39 protein-coding genes and 1 pseudogene are annotated in these 23,332 nt (G+C 43.7%); 35 read left to right on the top strand and 5 right to left on the bottom strand.

Annotation, left to right across the window (positions count from 1 at the left end):
• Window positions 1–74 precede the first annotated feature (74 nt).
• The 4 genes and pseudogenes from H6G74_RS07870 to H6G74_RS07885 form a co-directional block, all read left to right on the top strand.
• Entirely contained in the window at window positions 75–506 is a 432-nt protein-coding gene (locus H6G74_RS07870; protein ID WP_190967206.1) for a Fur family transcriptional regulator, read from the top strand.
• A gap of 57 nt (window positions 507–563) precedes the next feature.
• Complete coding sequence (locus tag H6G74_RS07875; protein WP_190967145.1) at window positions 564–800, top strand: Arc family DNA-binding protein; 237 nt, start codon at window positions 564–566, stop codon at window positions 798–800.
• A gap of 4 nt (window positions 801–804) precedes the next feature.
• The gene (locus tag H6G74_RS07880) at window positions 805–1,143 is read left to right on the top strand and encodes a type II toxin-antitoxin system PemK/MazF family toxin (RefSeq protein WP_190588723.1); all 339 of its coding nucleotides are present in this window, start codon (window positions 805–807) and stop codon (window positions 1,141–1,143) included.
• Between the two features lie 135 nt (window positions 1,144–1,278).
• A pseudogene (locus tag H6G74_RS07885) lies at window positions 1,279–1,419 on the top strand (ferredoxin); the annotation flags it as partial.
• A gap of 51 nt (window positions 1,420–1,470) precedes the next feature.
• Here H6G74_RS07885 and H6G74_RS07890 read toward each other — a convergent pair.
• Window positions 1,471–2,523, bottom strand: coding sequence for a DUF1611 domain-containing protein (locus tag H6G74_RS07890; protein ID WP_190872684.1), 1,053 nt, complete (start codon window positions 2,521–2,523; stop codon window positions 1,471–1,473).
• Entirely contained in the window at window positions 2,507–3,559 is a 1,053-nt protein-coding gene (locus H6G74_RS07895) for a dipeptide epimerase (protein WP_190967146.1), read from the bottom strand. Before H6G74_RS07895 ends, H6G74_RS07890 begins: the two co-directional genes overlap by 17 nt.
• A gap of 98 nt (window positions 3,560–3,657) precedes the next feature.
• Between H6G74_RS07895 and H6G74_RS07900 the strand changes: the two genes are divergently transcribed.
• On the top strand, window positions 3,658–4,206 hold the full coding sequence (locus H6G74_RS07900; RefSeq protein ID WP_190967147.1) for an NUDIX hydrolase: 549 nt from the start codon (window positions 3,658–3,660) through the stop codon (window positions 4,204–4,206).
• Window positions 4,207–4,500: 294 nt separating this feature from the next.
• On the opposite strand, the gene H6G74_RS07905 is transcribed toward H6G74_RS07900, so the two are convergent.
• Complete coding sequence (locus H6G74_RS07905; protein WP_313888466.1) at window positions 4,501–4,887, bottom strand: hypothetical protein; 387 nt, start codon at window positions 4,885–4,887, stop codon at window positions 4,501–4,503.
• A 36-nt stretch (window positions 4,888–4,923) separates the two neighbouring features.
• Window positions 4,924–5,418: a hypothetical protein gene (locus H6G74_RS07910; protein WP_190967148.1), complete on the bottom strand. Its 495-nt coding sequence runs from the start codon at window positions 5,416–5,418 to the stop codon at window positions 4,924–4,926.
• Between the two features lie 326 nt (window positions 5,419–5,744).
• On the opposite strand from H6G74_RS07910, the gene H6G74_RS07915 reads away from it, so the two are divergent.
• The 3 genes from H6G74_RS07915 to H6G74_RS31480 are packed head-to-tail and all read left to right on the top strand — an operon-like array spanning window position 5,745 to window position 6,535.
• Window positions 5,745–6,044 carry a type II toxin-antitoxin system HigB family toxin gene (locus H6G74_RS07915; RefSeq protein ID WP_190967207.1) on the top strand — a complete coding sequence of 100 codons (300 nt, stop codon included), beginning with the start codon at window positions 5,745–5,747 and terminating at the stop codon, window positions 6,042–6,044.
• Window positions 6,028–6,429 carry a helix-turn-helix domain-containing protein gene (locus tag H6G74_RS07920; protein WP_190967149.1) on the top strand — a complete coding sequence of 134 codons (402 nt, stop codon included), beginning with the start codon at window positions 6,028–6,030 and terminating at the stop codon, window positions 6,427–6,429. Before H6G74_RS07915 ends, H6G74_RS07920 begins: the two co-directional genes overlap by 17 nt.
• Complete coding sequence (locus H6G74_RS31480) at window positions 6,401–6,535, top strand: hypothetical protein (RefSeq protein WP_277927134.1); 135 nt, start codon at window positions 6,401–6,403, stop codon at window positions 6,533–6,535. The genes H6G74_RS07920 and H6G74_RS31480 overlap by 29 nt, the downstream gene beginning before the upstream one ends.
• Here the strand turns inward: H6G74_RS31480 and ndhN are convergent.
• The gene (gene ndhN / locus H6G74_RS07925) at window positions 6,516–7,004 is read right to left on the bottom strand and encodes an NAD(P)H-quinone oxidoreductase subunit N (protein WP_190967150.1); all 489 of its coding nucleotides are present in this window, start codon (window positions 7,002–7,004) and stop codon (window positions 6,516–6,518) included. The genes H6G74_RS31480 and ndhN overlap by 20 nt on opposite strands.
• Window positions 7,005–7,928: 924 nt before the next feature.
• Here ndhN and rplC point away from each other — a divergent pair.
• From rplC to truA, 27 genes are all read left to right on the top strand, one after another.
• Window positions 7,929–8,564 carry a 50S ribosomal protein L3 gene (gene rplC, locus H6G74_RS07930; protein WP_190967151.1) on the top strand — a complete coding sequence of 212 codons (636 nt, stop codon included), beginning with the start codon at window positions 7,929–7,931 and terminating at the stop codon, window positions 8,562–8,564.
• 91 nt (window positions 8,565–8,655) lie between these two features.
• Window positions 8,656–9,288, top strand: coding sequence for a 50S ribosomal protein L4 (gene rplD / locus H6G74_RS07935; RefSeq protein ID WP_190967208.1), 633 nt, complete (start codon window positions 8,656–8,658; stop codon window positions 9,286–9,288).
• On the top strand, window positions 9,281–9,595 hold the full coding sequence (locus H6G74_RS07940) for a 50S ribosomal protein L23 (RefSeq protein ID WP_190967152.1): 315 nt from the start codon (window positions 9,281–9,283) through the stop codon (window positions 9,593–9,595). Before rplD ends, H6G74_RS07940 begins: the two co-directional genes overlap by 8 nt.
• A gap of 6 nt (window positions 9,596–9,601) precedes the next feature.
• Window positions 9,602–10,465, top strand: coding sequence for a 50S ribosomal protein L2 (gene rplB, locus H6G74_RS07945; protein WP_190967153.1), 864 nt, complete (start codon window positions 9,602–9,604; stop codon window positions 10,463–10,465).
• Between the two features lie 97 nt (window positions 10,466–10,562).
• Complete coding sequence (gene rpsS, locus H6G74_RS07950; RefSeq protein ID WP_190588737.1) at window positions 10,563–10,841, top strand: 30S ribosomal protein S19; 279 nt, start codon at window positions 10,563–10,565, stop codon at window positions 10,839–10,841.
• An 87-nt stretch (window positions 10,842–10,928) separates the two neighbouring features.
• The gene (gene rplV, locus H6G74_RS07955; RefSeq protein ID WP_190588918.1) at window positions 10,929–11,288 is read left to right on the top strand and encodes a 50S ribosomal protein L22; all 360 of its coding nucleotides are present in this window, start codon (window positions 10,929–10,931) and stop codon (window positions 11,286–11,288) included.
• A gap of 26 nt (window positions 11,289–11,314) precedes the next feature.
• Window positions 11,315–12,070, top strand: a complete 756-nt coding sequence (gene rpsC / locus H6G74_RS07960) for a 30S ribosomal protein S3 (RefSeq protein WP_190588738.1) — start codon at window positions 11,315–11,317, stop codon at window positions 12,068–12,070.
• 151 nt (window positions 12,071–12,221) lie between these two features.
• On the top strand, window positions 12,222–12,650 hold the full coding sequence (gene rplP / locus H6G74_RS07965; protein ID WP_190967154.1) for a 50S ribosomal protein L16: 429 nt from the start codon (window positions 12,222–12,224) through the stop codon (window positions 12,648–12,650).
• Between the two features lie 3 nt (window positions 12,651–12,653).
• Window positions 12,654–12,884 (top strand): 50S ribosomal protein L29, encoded by a 231-nt coding sequence (gene rpmC / locus H6G74_RS07970; RefSeq protein WP_190967155.1) that lies wholly within the window; start codon window positions 12,654–12,656, stop codon window positions 12,882–12,884.
• A 6-nt stretch (window positions 12,885–12,890) separates the two neighbouring features.
• Entirely contained in the window at window positions 12,891–13,139 is a 249-nt protein-coding gene (rpsQ, locus tag H6G74_RS07975) for a 30S ribosomal protein S17 (protein WP_015113422.1), read from the top strand.
• Window positions 13,140–13,178: 39 nt separating this feature from the next.
• Window positions 13,179–13,547 carry a 50S ribosomal protein L14 gene (gene rplN, locus H6G74_RS07980; RefSeq protein WP_062291728.1) on the top strand — a complete coding sequence of 123 codons (369 nt, stop codon included), beginning with the start codon at window positions 13,179–13,181 and terminating at the stop codon, window positions 13,545–13,547.
• Window positions 13,547–13,891 (top strand): 50S ribosomal protein L24, encoded by a 345-nt coding sequence (gene rplX, locus H6G74_RS07985; protein WP_190967156.1) that lies wholly within the window; start codon window positions 13,547–13,549, stop codon window positions 13,889–13,891. Before rplN ends, rplX begins: the two co-directional genes overlap by 1 nt.
• A 96-nt stretch (window positions 13,892–13,987) precedes the next feature.
• Window positions 13,988–14,536, top strand: coding sequence for a 50S ribosomal protein L5 (rplE, locus tag H6G74_RS07990; RefSeq protein ID WP_190967157.1), 549 nt, complete (start codon window positions 13,988–13,990; stop codon window positions 14,534–14,536).
• A gap of 20 nt (window positions 14,537–14,556) precedes the next feature.
• Window positions 14,557–14,958, top strand: a complete 402-nt coding sequence (gene rpsH / locus H6G74_RS07995; protein WP_190967158.1) for a 30S ribosomal protein S8 — start codon at window positions 14,557–14,559, stop codon at window positions 14,956–14,958.
• Between the two features lie 65 nt (window positions 14,959–15,023).
• Window positions 15,024–15,572, top strand: a complete 549-nt coding sequence (rplF, locus tag H6G74_RS08000) for a 50S ribosomal protein L6 (RefSeq protein ID WP_190967159.1) — start codon at window positions 15,024–15,026, stop codon at window positions 15,570–15,572.
• Window positions 15,573–15,574: 2 nt separating this feature from the next.
• The gene (rplR, locus tag H6G74_RS08005; protein WP_190967160.1) at window positions 15,575–15,937 is read left to right on the top strand and encodes a 50S ribosomal protein L18; all 363 of its coding nucleotides are present in this window, start codon (window positions 15,575–15,577) and stop codon (window positions 15,935–15,937) included.
• 196 nt (window positions 15,938–16,133) lie between these two features.
• Window positions 16,134–16,658 (top strand): 30S ribosomal protein S5, encoded by a 525-nt coding sequence (rpsE, locus tag H6G74_RS08010; protein WP_062291712.1) that lies wholly within the window; start codon window positions 16,134–16,136, stop codon window positions 16,656–16,658.
• 44 nt (window positions 16,659–16,702) lie between these two features.
• Entirely contained in the window at window positions 16,703–17,149 is a 447-nt protein-coding gene (gene rplO, locus H6G74_RS08015) for a 50S ribosomal protein L15 (protein ID WP_190967161.1), read from the top strand.
• Between the two features lie 70 nt (window positions 17,150–17,219).
• Window positions 17,220–18,533: a preprotein translocase subunit SecY gene (gene secY / locus H6G74_RS08020; RefSeq protein ID WP_190967162.1), complete on the top strand. Its 1,314-nt coding sequence runs from the start codon at window positions 17,220–17,222 to the stop codon at window positions 18,531–18,533.
• Window positions 18,533–19,087: an adenylate kinase gene (locus H6G74_RS08025; RefSeq protein ID WP_190967163.1), complete on the top strand. Its 555-nt coding sequence runs from the start codon at window positions 18,533–18,535 to the stop codon at window positions 19,085–19,087. Before secY ends, H6G74_RS08025 begins: the two co-directional genes overlap by 1 nt.
• Before the next feature lie 202 nt (window positions 19,088–19,289).
• The gene (gene infA / locus H6G74_RS08030) at window positions 19,290–19,514 is read left to right on the top strand and encodes a translation initiation factor IF-1 (protein ID WP_006276978.1); all 225 of its coding nucleotides are present in this window, start codon (window positions 19,290–19,292) and stop codon (window positions 19,512–19,514) included.
• 135 nt (window positions 19,515–19,649) lie between these two features.
• A complete protein-coding gene (gene rpmJ, locus H6G74_RS08035) occupies window positions 19,650–19,763 on the top strand; it encodes a 50S ribosomal protein L36 (RefSeq protein ID WP_015113411.1) in 114 nt (37 codons plus the stop codon).
• Between the two features lie 125 nt (window positions 19,764–19,888).
• On the top strand, window positions 19,889–20,269 hold the full coding sequence (gene rpsM / locus H6G74_RS08040; RefSeq protein ID WP_190967164.1) for a 30S ribosomal protein S13: 381 nt from the start codon (window positions 19,889–19,891) through the stop codon (window positions 20,267–20,269).
• A 54-nt stretch (window positions 20,270–20,323) separates the two neighbouring features.
• Complete coding sequence (gene rpsK, locus H6G74_RS08045; protein WP_015113409.1) at window positions 20,324–20,719, top strand: 30S ribosomal protein S11; 396 nt, start codon at window positions 20,324–20,326, stop codon at window positions 20,717–20,719.
• Window positions 20,720–21,053: 334 nt separating this feature from the next.
• Entirely contained in the window at window positions 21,054–22,001 is a 948-nt protein-coding gene (locus H6G74_RS08050) for a DNA-directed RNA polymerase subunit alpha (protein ID WP_190967165.1), read from the top strand.
• A gap of 33 nt (window positions 22,002–22,034) precedes the next feature.
• Entirely contained in the window at window positions 22,035–22,385 is a 351-nt protein-coding gene (gene rplQ / locus H6G74_RS08055; RefSeq protein WP_190967166.1) for a 50S ribosomal protein L17, read from the top strand.
• 70 nt (window positions 22,386–22,455) lie between these two features.
• Window positions 22,456–23,277, top strand: coding sequence for a tRNA pseudouridine(38-40) synthase TruA (truA, locus tag H6G74_RS08060; protein ID WP_190967167.1), 822 nt, complete (start codon window positions 22,456–22,458; stop codon window positions 23,275–23,277).
• The last annotated feature ends 55 nt before the right edge of the window (window positions 23,278–23,332 follow it).

The raw sequence follows: 23,332 nt of genomic DNA on the forward strand, positions 1-23,332 counted from the left end.
CTCTCTACAATTTATCTTTCTGAAAAAGGTTATAATAGTGATCTATTTCTGTTAATATGATTCAAGTGAATGCTATGCAGCAAAAAGCTGATGAGATTGTCAAAACACTCAAGGGCAAGGGATTGCGAGTAACACCTCAACGCTTCGCCGTCTACGCCAATCTACTAGGGAGAGAAGACCATCCCACAGTAGATCAAATTCTGACAAGCTTGAATCAAGATGCACCTACTTCCTCTCAAGCCACAGTATATGCTGCACTCCAAGCCTTAAGAGAAGTTGGCTTAGTGCGAGAAGTACTTTTAGAAGAAGGTGTCTCACGTTATGATGCCAATGTTGGGTTACACCATCATTTTCGCTGCAACTGTTGTGGTGCAATTGAAGACATTAATTGGGATACCTTTCAGTGTATTGATTTGAATAAACTGCGTTCGGGGTTAAAAGCCGAACGCTATGAAGTGACTGTGCAGGGAACTTGCGATCGCTGTCAAACAAAGTCGGAAGTGTAAAATTTCAGTGCGATCGCAATACAATGAATAAGATATTCTATCAATATCTCAGTTCTTATGAATGGTTCAGGTGACATTGATGCTCAAGTGACATTGCCGATGGAACTATATCAGGCGATTGCACAACGAGCGCAAGCTCATGGAAATTCGGTGAGTGGAGAGATTGTCGCACTGTTGACTCCTTTGCTGGGACAAATACCCAATGAGTTAGAGGTAGAATTTGCAGCATGGGAAGCAGCAAGTGACGAGGATTGGCTGACTACAGAAGGAATGCTGGCATCTCTGGGAGAATGAGATAGTGAGAGGGGATGTTCTGTTAGTAAGTTTACCAGATTCAGATAAACGAGAAGAACAAGGTAATCGCCCGGCGATCGCTGTTCAAACAGACATTGCGGTTTCCCCCATGTTAATGATTGTCCCAGTTACTTCTTCCTTGGGGGCATCAAGGTTTCCATTTACTGTCAGGATTGAGCCATCAGTGCTGAATGGTTTGACATTGCTTTCGGTAGCAATGGTTTTTCAGATGCGAGCGATCGATCCTAAGCGAATTATTCGTAAAATTGGTGAGTTGGAGCCTGAGTATTTGGTGCAGATTGATGGGGAAATTTGGCGAATGTTGAAGCCCCCAGAAGTTTAAAATGCTGGAGCTTGTAGTACCTGTGTTGGTAAACTTATACCATTTTGGATTTTAGATTTTAGATTTTGGATTGGGTAAGGGTTGATCGGTAAGCTTTTGAGCCATCCATCTGTCGCAATCATTTTTTAATTTGGTATTATTTCTGGTTGTGTAGATCAATCAGATCAATCTTTTTTAGATGATGATCAAGTTGAAACTGGTTATGTTTTGATTTGTGTAGCTTATCCTGCTTCCAATTGTGTAATCGAAACTGACAAAGAAGAAGAACTGTATTAGCGCGATCGCCAATTTTGTAGGATGCGTGAATAAAATGTCACGTACCTTACTTCACACGTCACTTCGCATGACTGCATCTAACAACAACCCAGCCCCAAACCGCACCGGATCAGTGCAAGCTAAACCGGTTTCGGCGGTAGTTTGGGCGATCGCTTCTTGGGCTGCAAACTCATTTAAATGTGCAGTATTCAACGCTATACCCACTACAGGCACTTTCCCAAAAGCACCACCCGCACTCGCTACAGATTCATACATTTGAATTACTTTCATTAACGGCGGAATCGGGACATGGGGATTATTCCGGTTGTGAGTTTGTCCCGCCCGATGTACTAATACTAGTTGTGTAGGTTGGGAACCCCGAATCAAAGGCAAGGTAGCAGTAGAACCAGGATGTAACAGCGAACCTTGTCCTTCAATGTGCAGAATGTCATAGTTTTTGCCATAGCGCATCACTATTTGTTCCACAGCACCAGCCGCAAAATCTACTCGGACTGCATCTAAAGCGATACCATCACCTTCTAACATCAAACCAGTTTGACCTGTAGCGATAAATTTAGAACGCCAACCCCGTAACTTTGCCGCCCAGTGTAGTTCTAAACTAGTAGACATTTTCCCAATCGCCATATCTGTTCCCACCGTCAACACGCGGCGACAGGGAAGCGTCCGCGCCATCCCACTCGCCACCTCTATATTTGGTGGTTCTTTGCGAACATCCCAAATTAACTGTCCTGGTTTGAGAATTGCATTTAACTCTGCCATCGTCGCCAATGGTGTGTGTAACCCATTCACCAAAGACATCCCCGCCGCTAGGGCATTTTTAATTTCTATCCAATAATCATCAGGTACAGCACCACCTTTGGGCGCAATTCCAATTACCAATACTTCGGGTTTATATGCTAAAGCTGCGGTGACAGATTCTACAATCGGCACATCACGCTTGATACCTGTTAATTCTGGCAAAGACTTACCAGCACTTACCTTATCAATTACTGCGACAATCGGGGCTTCACTGTAGCGTAAAATTGCCAACCCGGTTTTGCCCTGTGTTCCTGTAGTTCCTTCATGCAGCAGAATAGCGATTCGTTGATTAAGCGGCAAACGCACTGTATTGTACCCCCAAGCCTGGTAAATCGTTTGGTAAAACTTTTCCTTCTACTACTAATGCACCCATAAATGGGTCATCAACTAAGTTGAGGTGACTATCTAAATCTAAATAATCAGCGAGTGGTGCTAATTGTGCTGCGGCTGTGTTAGCGAGTGAACTGTCAGAATAGCAGCCAAACATCACTTGTAAATTGTAAGCCCGCGCTGTGTGTACCATTCGCAATGCTTCGGTTAAGCCCCCTGACTTCATCAGTTTGATATTAATTCCATCCACGTAGTTTGCCAAATGGGGAATATCAACGCTAGTAAAGCAACTTTCATCAACAAAAATCGGTAGGGGTGACTCTTGTTTGAGTTTGGCTAAACTTTCTTCCTGACCCCTTGCTAGTGGCTGTTCTACATACTTTACACCTAAATCAGCCAGCCAATGACACATCTTAATTGCATCTGGCAAACTCCAGCCACCATTTGCATCCACAAAAAATTCTAGATTTGGTGCTTCTTGTTGGACTGCTAATAGCATTTGCTGATCTGCCTCAATACCATCGGGGCTACCTAATTTCACCTTGAACAGCCGCACATCCAGATAATTTAACCAGTCCCGCGCCCTCGCCCTAGCGCCCTCTGGTGAATTTATGCCAATAGTTACCGAAGTCGGGACAATGAGATTGAGATCGCATCCCCAAATCTGCCACAGTGGTAAACCAACAAACTTACCCAACCAATCGTGCATCGCCATATCCACCGCCGCCCGCGCCGCAGAAGGAATCTGCTGTTGAATTAACAACTGCTCGACTTGCTGTCTCTGCAAAGGACTAAAAGTTGTTAATAATGGTATAACTTGCTCTACAGCATCTTTGATTTGCTCTGTTTTTTGAGCATGATTCCCGACACCAAACGGTGATGCTTCACCCCAGCCCTCAACGCCATCTTGTGAAATTTTTACCCAGACATTCGTTGTCTGTGCAGTTGTACCCCGACTAATAGTTAAGGGAAATCGTTTATTGACAGTAAATACCTTGACTTCTACTTGCATAAGTCTGCTCTATGATGGCTAGGGCAGAAAACAGTTTAAGGGATTTTAGCTGATTTTCTGCATCTGTTATACTTTTTTACATTTGTTAATTAGCATCTATGAGCAATCTCAAGAAATGGAAAATCTTGCAATCAGAAATGGTATTAAACCATCCTTGGTGCAGAGTCAGGCAAGATAAAATCGAATTACCTAACGGCAAGGTGATTGATGATTATTTCGTCAGTATTAAACCAGAAATTGCCATTATTTTGCCAATTACCAGTAATCAAGAAATTGTTTTCGTTAGGCAATACAGACACGCAGTTGCAGATTTTTTTATCGAATTACCAGCCGGACATTTTGACCCCACCCAAGAAAGTGCAGAAATCGCCGCTATTCGAGAATTACAAGAAGAAACTGGTTATCTTGCTCAACAAATTGAAAAAGTCACTGTTTTTTATGATAAACCCAGTAAAGATAACAACCGCATACATTTATTTTTAGCTGAGAATGTCATGAAAGTTGGGGAACAAAATTTAGATATTACAGAAGAAATTGAAGTAATCTTAATTCCAGTATCGGAAGTATTAGATAAAATTTATCAAGGTGAAATTTCAGTGTCAGGAACTATTGCTGCTCTATTTTTAGGTTTAAACCTGATGAAATAGATTAATAAACATCAATAAAAAATGCGATCACACCCATAACACCAACTAGCGATCGCCCAAATATGAATCTAAAACTGATCTGGACTAATAAAAGGTAGATAATATTACTGTCATCTCACCCTATCACCTTTCAGCTGCTATCTAAACAAGCTCTTCAACTTAAAACAATTTGAGCCTCAATTCTGACTTCCATCAATTTCTGGACAAAATTCGTCAATTTGCAAAATTCGGATCATTTCACGCCCAGGATGTTTGAATAACACATAAAATTCACTATTGGGCATTCTCAACTTTTCAGGAATCAGCTGCGTCGGGATTGCTTCGGTTAGCACTAACCCATGTCCAGGAAAGAGAATAACGGTAATTTCGCCAGGAAGTAGACATCCTAAACAATTGCTGCTCATCAGGAATGTAAAATACTCTGTCTCCTTTTGTTACTTCATATTCCCATACTCCTTTATAAGTTTTACCCTTCAAAGGAAAAACACGTCCTGGCTGTCTGGTTGTTGGCGTAGAACATAAATCCTCATAACAGCGCAGAGAGTTTTCTGGATAACGTTGCATTAAAGCTTCCCAGTCTCGATTAACTCGACGATTTTTAGCTACTACCAACCAAGTGCTTTCTCTCTCAGATAATGCAGGAGCAGTCAGTTTCACTTCAGGCGGCTCTACATTTTCCACTATGGGGTTTTCTTCTTGGTTATCTGAAATACACCTTTACTCAGCACTATGAGCAGATGGTTGGGTTAATGGTACTTCATCAGTTTCAGCATTAAAAGCTGTTGCTAGTTCAGAACTAGATATAGCAATAGCACTTTCATACCATTCATGGATGAGCGCCGCAATCATCTCCCATGCTGTAGTTGAAGAATCTATCAACCGAAAAGCTTCACTTAGCTCCTTGATAAACTCTTGCAAATCATCCGCATCAAACACACTCAACCATCCATAAGGATGTTCAAAGCCGATTTCTTTTCCTAGTAATAAAGAAAAAGCAACGGTTAATGTTTCAAAGACAGCTTGACTTTGAGTAGCTGCTTTTACCAAAGAAGTTACTTCCTCTCGACGCAACAAAGCAAAAGCCTGATCATTGCGAGTAATTGTCACCGGACGTTCTAAGGCTTTGTCTAGCACTCGCCCAGGCTGACGATTTAACTCAGTGGCAGTAATTAGCTCATCTGAGTAAATATTGCCAAAATTGCCTAAAACCATAAATTATGTGTTTTCAGCCAAGGAGATTTCATGAAATTATTGACTACGTATAATTGTACGTACTATTTTTAAAGGGTCAATAGGGTTATCATAGTTGCTATGACCTTAGATTTATTGAATATTTATCAAAGGTATTATTGCGCGTATGTTAATCGCAATGGCATGTTTATAAATATAATCGCAACTTCTCCCAAAAAATAAGCGATCACCGCAGGTTTACGGTGTAGTTGCAATTTTGTTTTTTACTTGATGTTGAGTAGTCTGATCAAGTAAAAGCCCGGTGACTACTCGCCGAGGATATTAAAAAATAAAATGATTATATTATGATGCACGTCATAAGCCGTAAACCGCTTCTGAAATTCTGCCAAACACACGCTGATTCGTGCGAAGCACTTGATGACTGGTTTCGGACTGCAAGCAAAGCAAGCTGGACTAATCTGATTGAGGTTCAAGCAGTCTACCCAAAAGCTGAAGCTGTTAGTAACTTTACAGTTTTTAATATTAAAGGCAACAAATATCGCTTAATTACGAGTATTAATTACGAGAAGCAGGTTATCTATGTCAAGTACGTTTTGACTCATGCCAATTATGACAAAGACGACTGGAAGCATGACCCATACTATTAATTCCACAATTTACGGTGAGTTATTGTTACACTATCAACCCCGTATCATCAAAACTGAGTCAGAAAATGAGCAATTTTTGGCAGTGGTTGAAGAATTATTGGCTCGTCCTGACTTGAGTCCAGAAGAAGATATCTTGTTAGAACTATTAGTCAAACTCATCGAAGACTTTGAAGGAAAGCACTATCAACTTAATGCTTCAACCCCTGGTTCTAGACTTTTGCATTTGATGGATGCTCGAAATTTACAGCCATCTGACTTAGTGGAAGTACTGGGTTCAAGTGAGATAGTGACTAAGTTACTTAATGGAGAACAAGAAATCACAGAGGAACAGGCTAAGGTTTTAGGACAGTTTTTTCATGTCGAGCCGGAGTTATTTTGCTCATGAAAAACAAAGGCGATCGCACTCTCAGATAAAAAGCGATCGCACCTGTACAATCAGAAATGCGATCGCCCTTGTTTTAATCCCAAAAATTACACAGCCTGAGAACTAACCGCGAAGGTAGCTGTCAAAGGCTTCCATTTGAAAGCACGACTACCGCCTCTTTCCACCACTACTTTGACTTTGGGTTGCAGTTTAGGCAATTCTGCTAAAAACTCAACTTCTTGGTCAGATAGAATATGCCCTTCAATAATCCACAGCACCAAACCCTTAGATTTGGGTGGTAACTGTTCTAGCTGATAGTTAACAATTGGGGGTAAATAGTAGACATTACCCACAGCCGCACCACTACCAGAACTTTTCTTACCCAAGTGAGGCGGTCTCACACCATGAACTCCAGTGAGATAAGCCGCTACATCGCCTAATCCCCTAGCAGTCATATTCAAAGTCACATAGCCAGCAGCACGCAGTCGGCGGCGATATCGACCTTCAAAACCTCCCTCTAAAGGGACGTACGTACCGAGAGCGCCAAATTTTTCCAAATCTCGGATTAAACCATTGCCAGTGGTAATCAGTGCCATAGATTTTCGTTTATCCTATCCCACTTACATATCTCTATTATTTACTGTTAAGTAAAATATTTAAGGTGTTGTCAGATAGCAACTAGTCAAAAACTCCCAAAAGTCTTACCTGACAAGGTAAATCGCCTCCAAAACCTTATTTATTCACTTAATGATTATAGATATGGGCTGGGCTATCCAAAGCATGAGCCACAACTCTTATAAAAATACTCGACAAACATCGCACCCTTCATCTATAATGTGAGATTGTGACCAAACGGCCAAATAAAGCCTTTCTTGGTAAGTTTTATGAGCGTAACATTTAACCTCTGATTAAACAGAATCAAGTTATAAGTTAAGCCAATTTACCAAGAGACTGGTAAACTAAAAAAGCCTTGATGTTCACAAAAATATAATTATGGCGAAGTAATCAAAGCCATAAACCGGATATAATCTGGATTCTTTCCTGTAACCCGGATAAACTAGGCAAAACCTTGAACAGTAGTTTAAGGTAATCCTAAAAGTAGAAACTGAGTCGTAATACTAGTGCTGTAGTAATACAAAAGTCTTAGTTATAGGGATACTGAGTGGTAATTAACTACTTAAGTCCTTCTACAACAAGGAGGCCACAAAAAAGCAGCCTCCTAAAAGTGCCTAAGCAAGTGCTTGGACGAGAGCATTGCTGCACAAAAAGCAAAGCTTTAGAGCATTGCCTTAAAGCCAGGAATTTGTGATTCTATTTGGAAGCAATTCATGGCTATTCTAGTAAGCAACTGAATTAAAGTAAACGGATTCACCCAAAATTTAGGGAACGGTTTTTGTTTTCTGGATAAGAGAAAGCAACACTAGTTGCTGGAAATTACTGAGGATCGTCCTCCCTCAGTCAGAGCATCACCGAGCATCCCGATGAATCTGCTCAGTAAGTAAAAAGGAGAACCAGTTACTGTGTCTGTAGGTATTCTCGGCACCAAGCTGGGCATGACCCAAATATTTGACGAGGCAGGAGTAGCAATTCCTGTCACTGTTGTTCAAGCGGGGCCATGCACTGTTACACAAGTTAAAAGCAAACAAACTGACGGTTACGCCGCTATTCAGCTTGGTTATGGCGAAGTCAAGCCAAAAGCTCTAAATAAACCTGTATTGGGTCACTTAGCCAAATCATCAGCGCCGGCTTTACGTCACCTAAGTGAATTTCGCACAGATAATTCTGGCGAGTATACATTAGGACAAGAAATCAAAGCAGATATTTTTAGTGCTGGTCAAATCGTAGATGTAATTGGTACAAGTATCGGTCGCGGTTTTGCAGGCAACCAAAAGCGGAATAACTTTGGTCGCGGGCCAATGTCTCATGGTTCTAAAAATCACAGAGCGCCCGGTTCTATTGGTGCTGGTACAACACCCGGTCGTGTGTATCCAGGAAAAAGAATGGCAGGGCGCTTGGGCGGTACCCGCGTCACCATTAGTAAATTGACAGTTGTGCGTGTAGACGCAGAACGCAACTTATTACTCATTAAAGGTGCAATTCCTGGAAAGCCAGGTTCCTTAGTGAGTGTTGTACCCGCAAAGAAAGTTGGTAAATAGTCAATCGTCAATGGTCATTAGTCATTGGTTATGAGCTAAAGACAAATGACAAAGGACTAATGACAAAAGACAAATGACAAAGGACAAAAAAATGGTTGAGACTGTAGTTAAAAACTGGCAAGGAGAGGAAGTCGGACAAAAGACGTTCGACTTGCGGGTTGCCAAAGAAGAAACAGCGGCCCATATTGTACACCGCGCTTTGGTTAGACAAACAACCAATGCCCGTCAAGGAACCGCTAGTACAAAAACTCGTGCAGAAGTTAGAGGTGGCGGCCGCAAACCTTGGCGGCAAAAAGGTACCGGTCGCGCTCGTGCTGGTTCGATTCGTTCACCCTTATGGCGTGGTGGTGGTGTGATTTTTGGGCCTAAACCCAGAGATTACAACCTGAAAATGAATCGGAAAGAAAGGCGGTTGGCATTACGCACAGCCTTCGTCAGCCGTGCTGACGATTTGATTGTGGTCGAAGAATTTAGCAACGAACTTTCTCGTCCGAAAACTAAAGATTTAGTTGCAGCTTTAGCGCGTTGGGGAGCAAGCCCAGAACAAAAGACACTCTTAATTTTGTCTGAGATTGCCGAAACCGTTTATCTGTCAGGACGTAACGTCGAGAACTTAAAAATTATTGCCGCAGATCAGTTGAATGTTTATGATCTGCTGCACGCTGACAAGCTTGTAGTTACAGCACCAGCATTAGAAAAAATTCAGGAGGTCTACAATGGCTAAGGTTGCGCCCCGTGATCTGCCTGACTTGGTGCGTCGCCCGATTGTCACCGAAAAAGCAACGATTCTGATGGAACAGAATCAATACACTTTTGAAGTAGTCCTGAAAGCTACCAAGCCAGATATTAAAGCAGCGATCGAAGACTTGTTTCAAGTCAAAGTAGTCAAAATCAATACTGCTACACAGCCACGGAAAAAACGTCGCGTTGGCAAGTTTATTGGCTACAAGCCCCAATATAAGAAAGCTATTGTCACCGTCTCACCTGGGGACGCACAAAAGATTAGACAGATTCTATTCCCAGAGGTCTAACAAAAAATGGGTACTCGTTCTTATCGCCCTTATACCCCCAGTACTCGTCAAGTTACAATCTCGGACTTTTCGGAAATTACTAAAAAAGATCCAGAAAAGTCTCTGACGGTGTACATCCATCGCGCCAAAGGTCGCAATAATCAAGGGCGGATAACCAGCCGTCGTCGGGGTGGCGGCCATAAAAGACTTTATCGAATCATTGATTTTAAAAGAGATAAGCGTAACATTCCCGCTACAGTGTTAGCAATCGAGTACGATCCCAACCGCAATGCTCGTATTGCCTTGCTGCAATATCAGGATGGGGAAAAACGCTACATTCTCCAACCCAATGGATTGACTGTAGGTAAAACTTTAATTGCTGGCCCTGAGTCTCCTATTGAAGATGGTAACGCCTTACCATTAGCAAACATTCCTTTGGGTACAAACGTACATAACGTAGAACTAACTGCGGGTAAAGGTGGTCAAATTGTTCGTGCTGCTGGTGCGACAGCGCAAGTAGTGGCTAAAGAAGGTAATTATGTCACCCTAAAGTTGCCTTCTGGGGAAGTGCGGATGGTACGGCGTGAATGCTACGCTACCATCGGGCAAGTAGGCAACACAGACTTTAGAAACCTGAGTGCAGGTAAAGCTGGGCGCAATCGCTGGAAAGGTCGCCGCCCGAAAGTTAGAGGTAGCGTCATGAACCCAGTGGATCACCCACATGGTGGTGGTGAAGGTAGAGCGCCCATTGGTCGTTCTGGCCCAGTCACACCTTGGGGTAAACCAACATTGGGAGCCAAGACACGCAAACCTAAGAAACCTAGCAGTAGATTGATTGTACGCCGTCGTCGTAAATCTTCTAAGCGCGGTCGTGGTGGTCGTCAGTCTTAAAATTTTAGATTTGAAATTTTGGATTTTAGATTGAGAAATTATCTAAAGTCCAACTAAATAAATCCAAAAGCCCAAATCCTAAAACCAAAATTTAACTATGGGTCGTTCACTAAAAAAAGGGCCTTTCGTTGCCGATCACTTACTCAGCAAAATTGAAAAGCTGAATGAGAGAAACGAAAAGCAAGTCATTAAAACTTGGTCAAGAGCCTCAACAATTCTGCCCCAGATGGTAGGGCATACGATCGCTGTTCACAATGGTAGACAACACGTCCCCGTGTTTATCAGCGATCAGATGGTAGGCCATAAGTTGGGAGAATTCGCCCCAACACGCACCTACAGGGGTCATGGCAAAAGTGACAAAAAAGCGGGTAGATAGTTTGTTCTTTGTCTATTGTCATTAGTCCTTTGCAACTGACAAATGACAAATGACAGATGACGAATGACAAACGACAAGGAGAAAAACATGGCAACTAATACTACAGAAGTAAAAGCGATCGCCCGTTATATACGCATGTCTCCCTTTAAAGTGCGTCGCGTACTCGATCAAATTCGGGGGCGGTCTTACAGAGAAGCGTTAATTATTCTGGAATTTATGCCTTATCGGGCTTGTGAACCAGTACTAAAACTAATTAGAAGCGCAGCCGCCAATGCTGAACACAATGCAGGTCTAGACCGCGCCCAACTGGTAATTACTCAAGCTTATGCCGATCAAGGCCCAGTCCTAAAACGTTTCCAACCTAGAGCGCAAGGTCGAGCTTACCAAATTCGCAAACCTACATGTCACATCACAGTAGCTGTAGCTGCTGGTGAGACTGTGGAATAATTACCAGAACTTTAGAGGAAGCATTTGTGGGACAAAAAATTCATCCAGTTGGCTTTCGCCTCGGAATTACCCAAGAACACCAATCCCGGTGGTACGCAGATCCTGAACGCTATCCAGAACTTTTACAAGAAGATTACAAACTACGTAATTACATCGAACAAAAACTGGGTAGACTCGCTCAAAACAACGCTGGTATTTCCGAAGTTAGAATTGAGCGCAAAGCAGACCAAATTGATTTAGAAGTACGCACAGCCCGCCCTGGTGTAGTTGTAGGTCGTGGTGGACAAGGTATCGAATCCTTACGTACCGGACTGCAAGATTTATTAGGTGGTACTCGCCAGATTCGGATCAACGTCGTCGAAGTCCAACGAGTTGATGCTGATGCTTACTTGATTTCGGAATACATTGCCCAACAATTAGAACGTCGGGTTTCCTTCCGTCGCGTAGTCCGCCAAGCAATTCAACGGGCGCAACGTGCTGGTATTCAAGGAATTAAAATTCAAGTCAGTGGTCGGCTCAACGGTGCGGAAATTGCGCGGACAGAGTGGACGCGCGAAGGTAGAGTACCTCTACACACCTTACGGGCTGATATTGACTACGCTTACTGCACAGCCAAAACCGTTTACGGTATTTTGGGCATCAAAGTGTGGGTGTTTAAAGGAGAAATTATTCCTGGACAGGAAGAAACTCAACCCCAACCCGCCACCCGCGAACGTGAACCGCGTCGCCGTCAACAACAGCGCCGTCGTCAACAGTTTGAAGACCGTTCCAATGAAGGTTAAATCGTCATTTGTCATTAGTCCTTAGTAATGACAAATGACAAATGACCCTTCGGGTGACGCTCCTAACGTCGCTAACGCTGACGCTAACACCAGTTGTTCACGGGGGAAACCCTCAAGACCGCACTGGCTCACAAACGACAGATGAAAAATCATGTTAAGTCCTAGAAGAACTAAATTCCGCAAACAACAGCGCGGGCGAATGGCGGGTCTAGCCCACCGGGGTAGCACCCTCAACTTTGGAGATTTTGCCCTCCAAGCCCAAGAACCAGCTTGGATCACCTCTCGACAAATCGAAGCTTCCCGTCGGGCGATGACACGTTATATCCGCCGGGGTGGTAAAATCTGGATTCGGATTTTCCCAGATAAACCTGTTACCATGCGTCCAGCAGAAACACGGATGGGTTCTGGTAAAGGTAATCCAGAATTTTGGGTGGCAGTAGTTAAGCCAGGGCGGATTATGTTTGAAATCGCTGGTGTTTCTGAAGAAGTCGCCCGTGAAGCTATGCGCCTAGCTGCATACAAACTGCCAATTAAAACCAAGTTTATTGTGCGCTCTCAAATAGAAGAGGAGCAGGAGTAGGTCATGCCGCTTCCCAAGATTTCAGAAGCTAGAGAATTAAGTGACGAACAATTAGCCGCGGAAATTGCCGCCACTAAAAAGCAACTGTTTCAGTTGCGTTTGCAAAAAGCAACCAGACAACTAGAAAAACCTCACCAATTCCGCCATGCTCGCCATCGCCTCGCCCAACTGTTGACAGTAGAGGGAGAACGCAAACGGGCAGCAGCAAGTCAAACGCCTAAAGAAGAGAATTAATAGATTATGGCAATCAAAGAACGAGTTGGCTTGGTAGTGAGCGACAAAATGCAGAAAACGGTGGTAGTTGCCATCGAAAACCGCGCTCCCCATCCCAAATACGGCAAGATTGTAGTGAAAACCCGCCGTTATAAAGCTCACGATGAAGAAAACAAATGCAAAGTGGGCGATCGCGTGCGGATTCAAGAAACCAGACCCCTGAGCAAAACCAAACGCTGGCAAGTCACAGAAATCCTCAACACTAAAAACTCATAAGTTGTTACTTCACTAACAACTGCACAAGGGAGACCAATTGTGATTCAACCCCAAACTTACTTAAATGTGGCAGATAACAGTGGCGCACGGAAACTAATGTGTATCCGGGTGTTAGGTGCTGGTAATAGCCGTTACGGTTTTATCGGCGATCGGATTATCGCTGTTGTCAAAGATGCGATTCCCAACATGGCTGTGAAAAAATCAGATGTTGTGGAAGCTGTGATTGTTCGCACTCGCCATAACATCCGTCGTGATAGCGGTATGACTATTCGCTTTGATGATAACGCCGCCGTGATCATCAATAAAGAAGGTAATCCTAGAGGTACACGGGTATTTGGCCCAGTAGCACGGGAACTCCGCGACAAGAACTTTACTAAAATTGTTTCTCTGGCTCCGGAGGTGCTGTAATGCCTAGCCAAAAGGAAAAAGTCTTCTATAAAATGCACGTCAAAACTGGTGACACCGTACAAGTAATTGCAGGCAAAGACAAAGGCAAAGTTGGCGAAGTGATTAAAGCATTACCCCAACTGAGCAAAGTCATTGTTAAAGGTGTCAACATTAAGACAAAGCACGTTAAGCCCCAACAAGAAGGGGAATCTGGACGGATTGTCACTCAAGAGTACCCAATCCACAGTTCCAACGTGATGCTCTATTCCACCAAACAAAATGTCGCTAGTCGCGTTTGCTACACCTTTACCCCCGAAGGCAAGAAGGTGAGAAAACTCAAAAAAACTGGCGAGATTCTTGATTAAGAATGAAGATAAAGCCTGAAGCATAAATATTACTTATCTTATCTTCATCCTTCATAATCTTCCCTGACCAAGCCCAGGGATATCAGGACAAAAACTATGGCGATAACAAGACTCAAAACTTTATATCAAGAGACAATCGTCCCGAATCTCACAAATCAGTTTCAATACACCAACATTCATCAAGTACCGAAGTTGGTCAAGGTGACTGTTAACCGAGGTTTGGGCGAAGCTGCACAAAATGCTAAGGCTTTGGAAGCTTCTATCAACGAAATTGCGTTAATTACAGGTCAAAAACCTGTAGTGACAAGAGCGAAAAAAGCGATCGCAGGCTTTAAAATTCGCCAAGGTATGCCCGTCGGGATTATGGTCACACTCAGAGGCGAGAGAATGTATGCTTTCCTCGACCGCTTGATCAGCTTGACACTACCAAGAATTCGTGACTTTCGTGGTATTAGCCCAAAAAGCTTTGACGGCCGTGGTAACTACACTCTCGGCGTAAGAGAACAGCTAATCTTTCCAGAAGTCGAATACGATAGCATTGATCAAGTTCGTGGTCTGGATATTTCGATTATTACTACAGCAAAAACTGACGAAGAGGGCCGCGCTTTACTCAAAGAATTGGGAATGCCCTTTCGCGATCAATAAGTTCATCTAAAGAGGGAACGATGGCGGCTAACGACACAATTGCAGATATGCTGACGCGCATCCGCAATGCCAACATGGCAAGGCATCAAACAACACAAGTGCCAGCCACTAAAATGACCCGTAGTATTGCCAAAGTACTACAGGAAGAAGGATTTATTTCAGAATATTCGGAAACCGGAGAAGGCGTAAAACGGCACTTGGTGATTGCCCTAAAATACAAAGGGAAAAATCGTCAGCCTTTGATTACTGCCCTCAAACGGATCAGTAAACCTGGTTTACGTGTTTATTCCAACCGAAAAGAACTACCCAGAGTATTAGGCGGTATCGGTATTGCCATTATTTCTACATCTAGTGGCATTATGACTGACCGTGAGGCTCGCCGTCAGAATTTGGGTGGTGAAGTACTTTGCTACGTCTGGTAGTCATTAGTCATTTGTCATTAGTAAAGGACAAATAACAAAGGACAAATAACAAAGGACAAAAGATCATGTCTCGTATTGGTAAAAGACCAATTACTATTCCCACCAAAGTGCAAGTCACCATTGATGGCACCAAGGTTGTTGTAAAAGGCCCCAAAGGTGAGCTTTCACGGGATCTACCTGTTCAAGTAACAGTGAACCAAGAAGGCGAAACCTTACAAGTAGTTCGCAAAGATGATTCCCGTACTTCTCGCCAAATGCACGGTTTAAGCCGGACATTGGTAGCCAACATGGTAGAGGGAGTTTCCCAAGGTTTTCAACGTCGTTTGGAAATTCAAGGGGTTGGTTATCGCGCCCAAGTACAAGGACGTAACCTAGTGTTAAATATGGGTTTCAGTCATCAAGTACATATTGAGCCACCAGATGGAATTCAGTTTGCGGTAGAAAATAACACTAACGTCATTGTTAGTGGTTATGACAAAGAAGTAGTCGGTAATACAGCTGCTAAGATTCGGTCCGTCCGACCACCAGAACCTTATAAAGGTAAAGGTATTCGCTATGCGGGTGAAGTAGTCAGACGCAAAGCTGGCAAGACCGGAGGTAAAGGTAAGAAATAAGCATGAAACTTACTCGTAGAGAATCCAAACATCGCCGCCACCGCCGCGTCCGTGGCAGGGTTAGCGGCTCTCCAGAACGTCCACGCCTAGCCGTATTTCGTTCTAACCAACATATTTACGCCCAAGTAATTGATGATACTCAGCATCACACTTTAGTGGCAGCATCAACTTTAGATGCAGAGTTAAAAGTAAATTTAGCTTCTGGCGCTAACTGCGAAGCCTCAGCACAAGTTGGTAAGTTAATTGCAGCCCGCGCGTTAGAAAAGGGCATTACAAAAGTAGTTTTTGATCGTGGTGGTAACATATACCACGGCCGCATCAAAACACTAGCGGATGCTGCACGCGAAGCTGGTTTAGATTTTTAAAGTCATTAGTCATTAGGAGCCAGTGCGTTGGGGAGACAGCGCAGTGGGCGGGTTTACCGACTTAAAGCGACTGTCGTCGGCTTCGCCGACTTGTAGCAACTGGCATTCATTTGTCATTGGTCATTAGGTAAATGACAAAGGACAAATGACAATTGACAAATGACAATTGACAAATGACATTTAGAGAGCATGAATTATGGCAACAGGTCGTCGTAAAGCTAACCGCGCGAAAAAAGAAGAAACCAACTGGCAAGAGCGTGTAATCCAAATCAGACGTGTGAGCAAGGTAGTTAAGGGTGGTAAAAAACTCAGCTTCCGCGCCATTGTCGTTGTTGGTAACGAACGCGGTCAAGTGGGCGTGGGAGTAGGGAAAGCCTCAGATGTTATCGGTGCTGTGAAAAAAGGCGTAGCCGATGGCAAAAAACACCTAATTGACATTCCAATTACCAAATCTAATTCCATTCCTCATCCGATTGATGGCGTTGGTGGCGGCGCAAAAGTGATCATGCGTCCAGCCGCACCTGGTACTGGTGTAATTGCTGGTGGTGCCGTGCGGACTGTACTGGAATTAGCTGGAGTTCGCAACGTTCTTGCTAAACAACTTGGTTCTAACAACCCACTTAATAATGCTAGAGCCGCAGTCAATGCTTTATCTACCCTACGTACTTTGGCAGAAGTTGCCGAAGACCGTGGTATTGCTATTGACAAACTCTACATTTAGTAGAGCTTCAATGACGAGTTCTTGTACACAATACAAATAACATCATGAGACTCAACGATGTTAAGCCCCAAAAAGGCTCCAAAAAACGCCGTCGCCGTGTAGGTAGAGGCATTTCTGCTGGTCAAGGTGCTAGTGCTGGTCTAGGTATGCGGGGTCAAAAATCTCGCTCTGGTAGTAGTACCAGACCAGGGTTTGAAGGTGGTCAACAGCCGTTATACCGCCGTATACCCAAGCTGAAAGGCTTTCCAGTTGTGAATCGCAAGATTTACACTACGATAAATGTAGAGAAGTTAGCCTCTCTTCCTGCCAACACAGAAGTAACATTGGAATCCTTAAAAGCAGCTGGAATTTTAACCTCTGCCAAAGGGCCATTGAAAATTTTGGGTAATGGGGAATTGAACGTTGCCCTCAACGTCAAAGCGGCAGCTTTCACAGGTCAAGCTCGTAGCAAAATTGAGGCGGCTGGAGGAAGTTGTGAAGTTTTAGGGTGAAGCTCAACCGCGCACTTAAATATCTGCCAACTCGCTTCCAGTGCCTGGTTCACGACAAAGGTAGCACTCTATGATCAGTCGAGATAAAGCCCCAACGGCTCAAGAAACTTTTATGCAGATGGCGCAAGCAGCTGGGCTAAGAGGCAGGCTGCTTGTTACTGTCGGTATTTTAATTTTGGTTCGCCTAGGTATCTTTTTACCTGTACCGGGAATTGACAGAGCTAGATTTGCTGAAGCCATTTCCGGCAACAATTCCATATTTGGTTTATTGGATATCTTTTCTGGGCGCGGACTTTCTACTTTGGGAGTCTTTGCTTTAGGGATTTTGCCCTTTATTAATGCGTCCATTATCATCCAATTACTGACTGCGGCTATCCCATCTTTAGAAAATTTACAGAAAAACGAAGGCGAAGCAGGACGGCGGAGAATATCGCAAATCACCCGCTACGTGACTGTAGGTTGGGCAATTGTTCAAAGTGTGGCATTTTCTGCATTATTTCTCCAACAGTTTGCCTTACAGCCTGGACCGCTATTTGTAGCTGAAACTGCGATCGCTCTTACCGCAGGTTCTATGTTTGTTATGTGGGCATCCGAATTGATCACAGAACGAGGTATTGGTAATGGTGCATCATTGTTGATTTTTGTCAACATTGTTGCTTCGCTACCTAAATCTCTGGGCGACACCATCGACTTAGTACAAGTTGGTGGTCGAGAAATCGTGGGTCGGGTAATTGTGCTGGTGTTGGTCTTCTTAGCCACCATCGTAGGCATTGTTTTTGTGCAGGAAGGTATTCGCCGCATCCCAATCATTTCTGCTCGTCGTCAAGTAGGTCGAAGAGTTTTGGCAGAACAGCGTAGTTACCTACCTTTGCGTCTCAACTCTGGTGGTGTAATGCCAATTATTTTTGCGGCTGCCATTTTGAGTTTGCCATTACTCATTGCCAACTTTACCAAAAATCCTGACTTGGCAAACATCGTCAATACCTATCTCAGCCCTGGCGGTTCTGCACCTTGGGTATATGCGCTAGTGTATTTAACTTCCATTGTTTTCTTTAGCTACTTCTACTCTTCATTAATTGTGAACCCAGTTGATGTAGCACAAAACTTGAAAAAAATGGGTTCTAGTATTCCTGGTATTCGTCCAGGAAAAGCTACCAGTGAGTATATTGAGCGAGTTATTAACCGCTTAACTTTTTTGGGAGCTATATTTTTAGGCTTGGTTGCGATTATTCCTACCGCCGTGGAAAGTGCGTTGAAAGTGCCAACCTTCAAGGGACTGGGTGCTACTTCATTGTTAATTCTAGTTGGTGTGGCAATTGACACCGCAAAACAAGTCCAAACCTACGTTATTTCTCAGCGTTATGAAGGAATGGTGAAACAATAGTGACGCGACTAATCTTCTTGGGGCCACCGGGTGCGGGAAAAGGAACTCAAGCTCAGGTTTTGGCAGAACACCTGCATATCCCTCATATTTCCACTGGTGAAATCTTGAGGCAAGCCATGAAAGAGCAAACTCCTTTGGGAGTCAAAGCTCAAAGTTACGTGGATAGCGGTGAGTTAGTTCCTGATCAATTGGTGCAAGACTTAGTAGAGGAACGTCTAGGTCAATCAGATGCCCAAGCCGGTTGGATTTTAGACGGTTTTCCTCGCAAAGTGACGCAAGCAGCTTTTTTAGAAGCATTGTTAGCGAAAACTGCTCAAGGTGGCGAAAGAGTAGTTAACTTAGATGCACCAGATGACATTGTAATTTCACGGTTACTGGCTAGAGGAAGAAAAGATGATACCGAAGAGGTGATTCGTCGTCGCCTAGAAGTGTACCGCAATGAAACTGCACCTTTGATCAACTACTATAGTGAACGCCAAAGGCTATTAACAGTCAATGGTAATCAATCCCAAGAAGAAGTCACTAGTAAATTGAAACAAATTTTAGCCGCCTAGCTGGAGATGCAGGAGTAGTTATAGGGAATCATAAAATTCACCATTCACTACTCCCCATTCTTCACTAAACTCTGGCAAAAAGATGCTGATCGATTTTAGCTAAAATATATTAATAAACTGTTGATATATTTCTTAAATTGTGTTCTGTTGCAGATAAAAGCTGCCAGCGAACCAAAAACTGTTGAGTTGAGGAACAAAAAAGTTGTCTAAACAAGATTTGATTGAAATGGAAGGTACTGTTACGGAGTCCTTGCCAAACGCGATGTTTCGTGTAGACCTGGACAATGGTTTTAACGTACTGGCACACATTTCTGGAAAAATTCGCCGCAACTACATCAAGATTTTGCCCGGCGATCGCGTCAAGGTTGAACTCACTCCCTATGACCTGACAAAAGGCCGAATTACCTATAGATTGCGGAAAAAATAATTAAATCCAGAAAAAACTAGTTATATGTGAAGGATCTTACCATAAAATCAACTTGTTGGGAGATTCTCATCTACTTAACTGTAATATTTTTCTAGAAATGCTATAATTTTATATTTGGAGTCAATTAAGAAGGGCATGAAAGTCAGAGCCTCTGTCAAAAAAATTTGCGAAAAATGTAACGTGATTCGCCGTCGTGGTCGCGTTATGGTGATTTGCTCTAACCCCAAGCATAAACAACGTCAAGGATAACACTCTCAGTATTAGGGAGTTAACCGCGACTAGGAAAAAATCACCAAAAAAATCCCAGGTGTGGCATATCAATCACCCACATCTTAACCAAGAGAAACAGCGAGAACAACAGGGAGAGATTTATTGTGGCACGTATTGCCGGCGTAGACCTGCCACGCGATAAGCGCGTAGAGATTGGTCTGACTTACATTTATGGAATTGGATTATCAAGGTCGCAAGAAATTCTGGCGACTACAGGTGTCAATCCAGACACTCGTGTGAAAGACTTAAGTGATGCCGATGTCGCAGCCCTACGTGCAGAAATAGAAAGTAACTATCAAGTAGAAGGTGACTTGCGGCGCTGGGAAGGGATGAACATCAAGCGTCTAATTGACATCGGAACCTACAGAGGTCGCAGACACCGGATGGGTTTACCAGTCAGAGGACAAAGAACCCGTACTAATGCTAGAACCCGTCGTGGCAGAAGGCAGACAGTGGCTGGTAAGAAGAAGGCTCCTGGCAAATAATTGTTCATTGCTTGCTCAACAGAGCAAGTTTTTCCTTAAATTAACTAAACAAATATGGCGAGACAACCAACTAAAAAAACTGGGAGTAAAAAGCAAAAGCGGAACGTACCCAACGGACTTGCTTACATCCAATCTACTTTCAACAATAGCATTGTCACCATCACTGATCAAAACGGTGATGTTATTTCCTGGGCAAGTGCTGGTTCCAGTGGTTTTAAAGGAGCCAAAAAAGGAACTCCCTTTGCAGCTCAAACTGCTGCTGAAAGTGCCGCCCGTCGAGCGATTGACCAAGGAATGCGTCAAATTGAAGTGATGGTCAGTGGACCTGGTGCTGGTAGAGAAACTGCAATTCGCGCACTGCAAGGAGCAGGGCTGGAAATTACCCTGATTCGTGATATTACCCCAATTCCTCACAATGGTTGCCGTCCACCAAAGCGCCGTCGAGTCTAGATCAAACTTGTTGGGTAACAAATGCCAGAAGTTGCAATTAAAAATTCACTTGTTATAGCTACTAAAGTTTTGGTTTTTAGCTATCAAGCAGAGTAAATAGTAAATAACTTCTGGATGCTTGGGTGGTAAAAAGCAAGTTAGCTCTTCCTGGAGGGAGAGCTGCTGCACTTTCCGCAACACCATATTTATGGATAATCGCCTATAAGCTGAAGCAGCAGGTCAGTTACCCCTACTGGATTTGGGTAGTTTGATTAGCCGGAAGCAAGCCGAGGGCAGAAGTAAATTGAATAGGCAATTAATTGCTAGCAGCACCTGAATTAAGGGAGGCTACTCCGTGGCGCAGTTTCAAATTGAATGTGTAGAGTCAAGTACAGAAGAAAGTCGGAGTCATTACAGTAAGTTTGTCTTAGAACCCCTGGAACGCGGTCAAGGCACAACTGTGGGTAATGCGCTGCGACGGGTGTTGTTGTCCAACTTGGAAGGAACAGCCGTAACCGCAGTGCGAATTGCAGGTGTTACACATGAGTTTGCCACAGTTCCGGGCGTGCGGGAAGACGTGCTAGAAATCTTGATGAGAATGAAAGAAGTTATTCTCAAAAGTTATTCTTCTCAACCCCAAATTGGCAGATTACTCGTTACCGGGCCAGCAACAGTCACAGCCGCTCATTTTGATTTGCCAAGTGAAGTTGAAGTTGTTGATCCTACCCAGTATGTTGCGACTCTCGCTGAGGGCGGTAAGCTGGAAATGGAATTTCGCATCGAACGCGGTAAGGGTTATCGTACCGTAGAAAGAGGACGAGAAGAAGCTACTTCTTTGGACTTTTTGCAAATCGACTCGGTATTTATGCCGGTGCGAAAAGTCAACTACAGTGTCGAAGAAGCCCGTGCGGATGGCTCGATTACCAAAGACAGGCTGTTATTAGAAGTTTGGACAAATGGTAGTGTCTCTCCCCAAGAAGCACTATCCTCAGCTGCCAGTATTTTGGTAGATTTATTCAACCCACTGAAGGATATTTCTTTAGAACCAACAGATATTGGTTCTGATATTCCAGACGATCCAACTGCTCAAATTCCCATCGAAGAATTGCAACTTTCTGTGCGAGCATACAACTGTCTCAAACGCGCACAAGTTAATTCTGTGGCAGACTTGTTGGATTTTACCCAAGAAGATTTGCTGGAAATCAAAAACTTTGGTCAGAAGTCGGCGGAAGAGGTAGTGGAAGCGTTACAAAGACGCTTGGGAATTACCTTACCGCAAGAAAGAAGCTCCAAACACAGCTAAAACAAAACCTTTCATAGTTCATAGTCCACTATTATGCGTCACCGTTGTCGGGTTAAAAAACTTGGTAAACCAGCTGACCAGCGTCGCGCTCTGTTGCGTACCTTAACCACTGAGCTAGTTCGTCATGGTCGAATTACCACCACTTTAATCAGAGCGAAAGCTTTGCGGAGTGAAGTAGATAAAATGATTACCTTAGCGAAAGACGGCTCCTTAGCATCTCGTCGGGCAGCTTTAGGTTACATATACGACAAGCAACTGGTTCATGCCTTGTTTGAACAAGCTCCTACTCGGTATGGTAATCGTAGTGGTGGTTACACCCGGATTATCCATACCATGCCTCGGCGTGGAGACAATGCCGAAATGGCCATTATTGAACTTGTCTAAGTCATTAGTCATTAGTCATTGGTCAAACTGAACAAATGACAAAAGACAAGTGACAAAGGACAAAATCTGTATGCAAGAAACTAACCAGCCGCAACAAACTCAAAGAGTTGCCTTGGTAATTCAATACCTTGGTACTCATTTTCATGGCTGGCAAAGGCAAAAGGGGCAGCGTACAGTCCAAGAAGAAATTGAAACAGCGATCGCGACTATTCTTGGTCATCATGTCACACTACATGGCGCAGGACGCACTGATGCTGGTGTTCATGCTGCTGCACAAGTAGCCCACTTTGATGCTACAGGTTTAATTCCGGCTCAGAAATGGGCAACAGTTCTCAACAGTTATCTGCCACCAGACATCATAATAAGGGCTTCAGCACCCGTAGGTAACGCTTGGCACGCCCGTTTTAGCGCGGCTTATCGGCGATACCGCTACATGATATACACTGAAAAACGACCAAATTTGTTCGTTAAACCCTTTAGTTGGCATTATTATCATGAGCCACTGGATGAATTATTGATTCAGTCTGCCATGAAACCTCTGTTGGGCAAGCATCATTTAGCAGCTTTCCATCGTGCAGGCTCCAAGCGCAAGCATTCTTGGGTAGAAGTACAAGCCGCAGAATGTCATCGTAGCGGGTCACTGCTCCATCTAGAAATTCAAGCAGATGGATTTTTATATGGCATGGTTAGGCTACTAGTGGGAATGCTAGTACAAGTAGGTGCTGGACAGCGCACCCTGGCGAACTTCACCGAAATTTGGCAAGAAGAACGCCGAGAAGAAGTAAAATATGCCGCACCTGCTCAGGGTTTATGCTTGTTGCGCGTCGGCTATCCTGATTTTCCTTTTTCTCCAGATATTTGGTACGATACCCAGCCCAAATTTAGTTTTTAGTCATTGGTCATCAGTCGTTACTCAATGACGAATGACAAAGGACAAAATAACAAAG

Source organism: Nostoc spongiaeforme FACHB-130, from assembly GCF_014698475.1.
In the GTDB taxonomy this organism is placed as follows: domain Bacteria; phylum Cyanobacteriota; class Cyanobacteriia; order Cyanobacteriales; family Nostocaceae; genus Nostoc_B; species Nostoc_B spongiaeforme.

What these genes read in the sequence shown, in the direction of transcription:
- rplP (WP_190967154.1), top strand. Translation starts at nt 12,222, where the DNA reads ATGTTAAGTCCTAGAAGAACTAAATTCCGCAAACAACAGCGCGGGCGA.
- ndhN (WP_190967150.1), bottom strand. Translation starts at nt 7,004, where the DNA reads ATGGCACTGATTACCACTGGCAATGGTTTAATCCGAGATTTGGAAAAA.
- rplR (WP_190967160.1), top strand. Translation starts at nt 15,575, where the DNA reads ATGAAACTTACTCGTAGAGAATCCAAACATCGCCGCCACCGCCGCGTC.
- rpsH (WP_190967158.1), top strand. Translation starts at nt 14,557, where the DNA reads ATGGCGGCTAACGACACAATTGCAGATATGCTGACGCGCATCCGCAAT.
- rplX (WP_190967156.1), top strand. Translation starts at nt 13,547, where the DNA reads ATGCCTAGCCAAAAGGAAAAAGTCTTCTATAAAATGCACGTCAAAACT.
- rplF (WP_190967159.1), top strand. Translation starts at nt 15,024, where the DNA reads ATGTCTCGTATTGGTAAAAGACCAATTACTATTCCCACCAAAGTGCAA.
- rplQ (WP_190967166.1), top strand. Translation starts at nt 22,035, where the DNA reads ATGCGTCACCGTTGTCGGGTTAAAAAACTTGGTAAACCAGCTGACCAG.
- H6G74_RS31480 (WP_277927134.1), top strand. Translation starts at nt 6,401, where the DNA reads ATGTCGAGCCGGAGTTATTTTGCTCATGAAAAACAAAGGCGATCGCAC.
- rpsE (WP_062291712.1), top strand. Translation starts at nt 16,134, where the DNA reads ATGGCAACAGGTCGTCGTAAAGCTAACCGCGCGAAAAAAGAAGAAACC.
- rpsQ (WP_015113422.1), top strand. Translation starts at nt 12,891, where the DNA reads ATGGCAATCAAAGAACGAGTTGGCTTGGTAGTGAGCGACAAAATGCAG.
- H6G74_RS07940 (WP_190967152.1), top strand. Translation starts at nt 9,281, where the DNA reads ATGGCTAAGGTTGCGCCCCGTGATCTGCCTGACTTGGTGCGTCGCCCG.
- rpsS (WP_190588737.1), top strand. Translation starts at nt 10,563, where the DNA reads ATGGGTCGTTCACTAAAAAAAGGGCCTTTCGTTGCCGATCACTTACTC.
- H6G74_RS07920 (WP_190967149.1), top strand. Translation starts at nt 6,028, where the DNA reads ATGACCCATACTATTAATTCCACAATTTACGGTGAGTTATTGTTACAC.
- rplO (WP_190967161.1), top strand. Translation starts at nt 16,703, where the DNA reads ATGAGACTCAACGATGTTAAGCCCCAAAAAGGCTCCAAAAAACGCCGT.
- rplV (WP_190588918.1), top strand. Translation starts at nt 10,929, where the DNA reads ATGGCAACTAATACTACAGAAGTAAAAGCGATCGCCCGTTATATACGC.
- secY (WP_190967162.1), top strand. Translation starts at nt 17,220, where the DNA reads ATGATCAGTCGAGATAAAGCCCCAACGGCTCAAGAAACTTTTATGCAG.
- rpmJ (WP_015113411.1), top strand. Translation starts at nt 19,650, where the DNA reads ATGAAAGTCAGAGCCTCTGTCAAAAAAATTTGCGAAAAATGTAACGTG.
- H6G74_RS07915 (WP_190967207.1), top strand. Translation starts at nt 5,745, where the DNA reads ATGCACGTCATAAGCCGTAAACCGCTTCTGAAATTCTGCCAAACACAC.
- rpsK (WP_015113409.1), top strand. Translation starts at nt 20,324, where the DNA reads ATGGCGAGACAACCAACTAAAAAAACTGGGAGTAAAAAGCAAAAGCGG.
- rplB (WP_190967153.1), top strand. Translation starts at nt 9,602, where the DNA reads ATGGGTACTCGTTCTTATCGCCCTTATACCCCCAGTACTCGTCAAGTT.
- H6G74_RS07870 (WP_190967206.1), top strand. Translation starts at nt 75, where the DNA reads ATGCAGCAAAAAGCTGATGAGATTGTCAAAACACTCAAGGGCAAGGGA.
- rpmC (WP_190967155.1), top strand. Translation starts at nt 12,654, where the DNA reads ATGCCGCTTCCCAAGATTTCAGAAGCTAGAGAATTAAGTGACGAACAA.
- H6G74_RS07910 (WP_190967148.1), bottom strand. Translation starts at nt 5,418, where the DNA reads ATGGTTTTAGGCAATTTTGGCAATATTTACTCAGATGAGCTAATTACT.
- rplD (WP_190967208.1), top strand. Translation starts at nt 8,656, where the DNA reads ATGGTTGAGACTGTAGTTAAAAACTGGCAAGGAGAGGAAGTCGGACAA.
- H6G74_RS07895 (WP_190967146.1), bottom strand. Translation starts at nt 3,559, where the DNA reads ATGCAAGTAGAAGTCAAGGTATTTACTGTCAATAAACGATTTCCCTTA.
- H6G74_RS07875 (WP_190967145.1), top strand. Translation starts at nt 564, where the DNA reads ATGAATGGTTCAGGTGACATTGATGCTCAAGTGACATTGCCGATGGAA.
- rplE (WP_190967157.1), top strand. Translation starts at nt 13,988, where the DNA reads ATGGCGATAACAAGACTCAAAACTTTATATCAAGAGACAATCGTCCCG.
- H6G74_RS07900 (WP_190967147.1), top strand. Translation starts at nt 3,658, where the DNA reads ATGAGCAATCTCAAGAAATGGAAAATCTTGCAATCAGAAATGGTATTA.
- truA (WP_190967167.1), top strand. Translation starts at nt 22,456, where the DNA reads ATGCAAGAAACTAACCAGCCGCAACAAACTCAAAGAGTTGCCTTGGTA.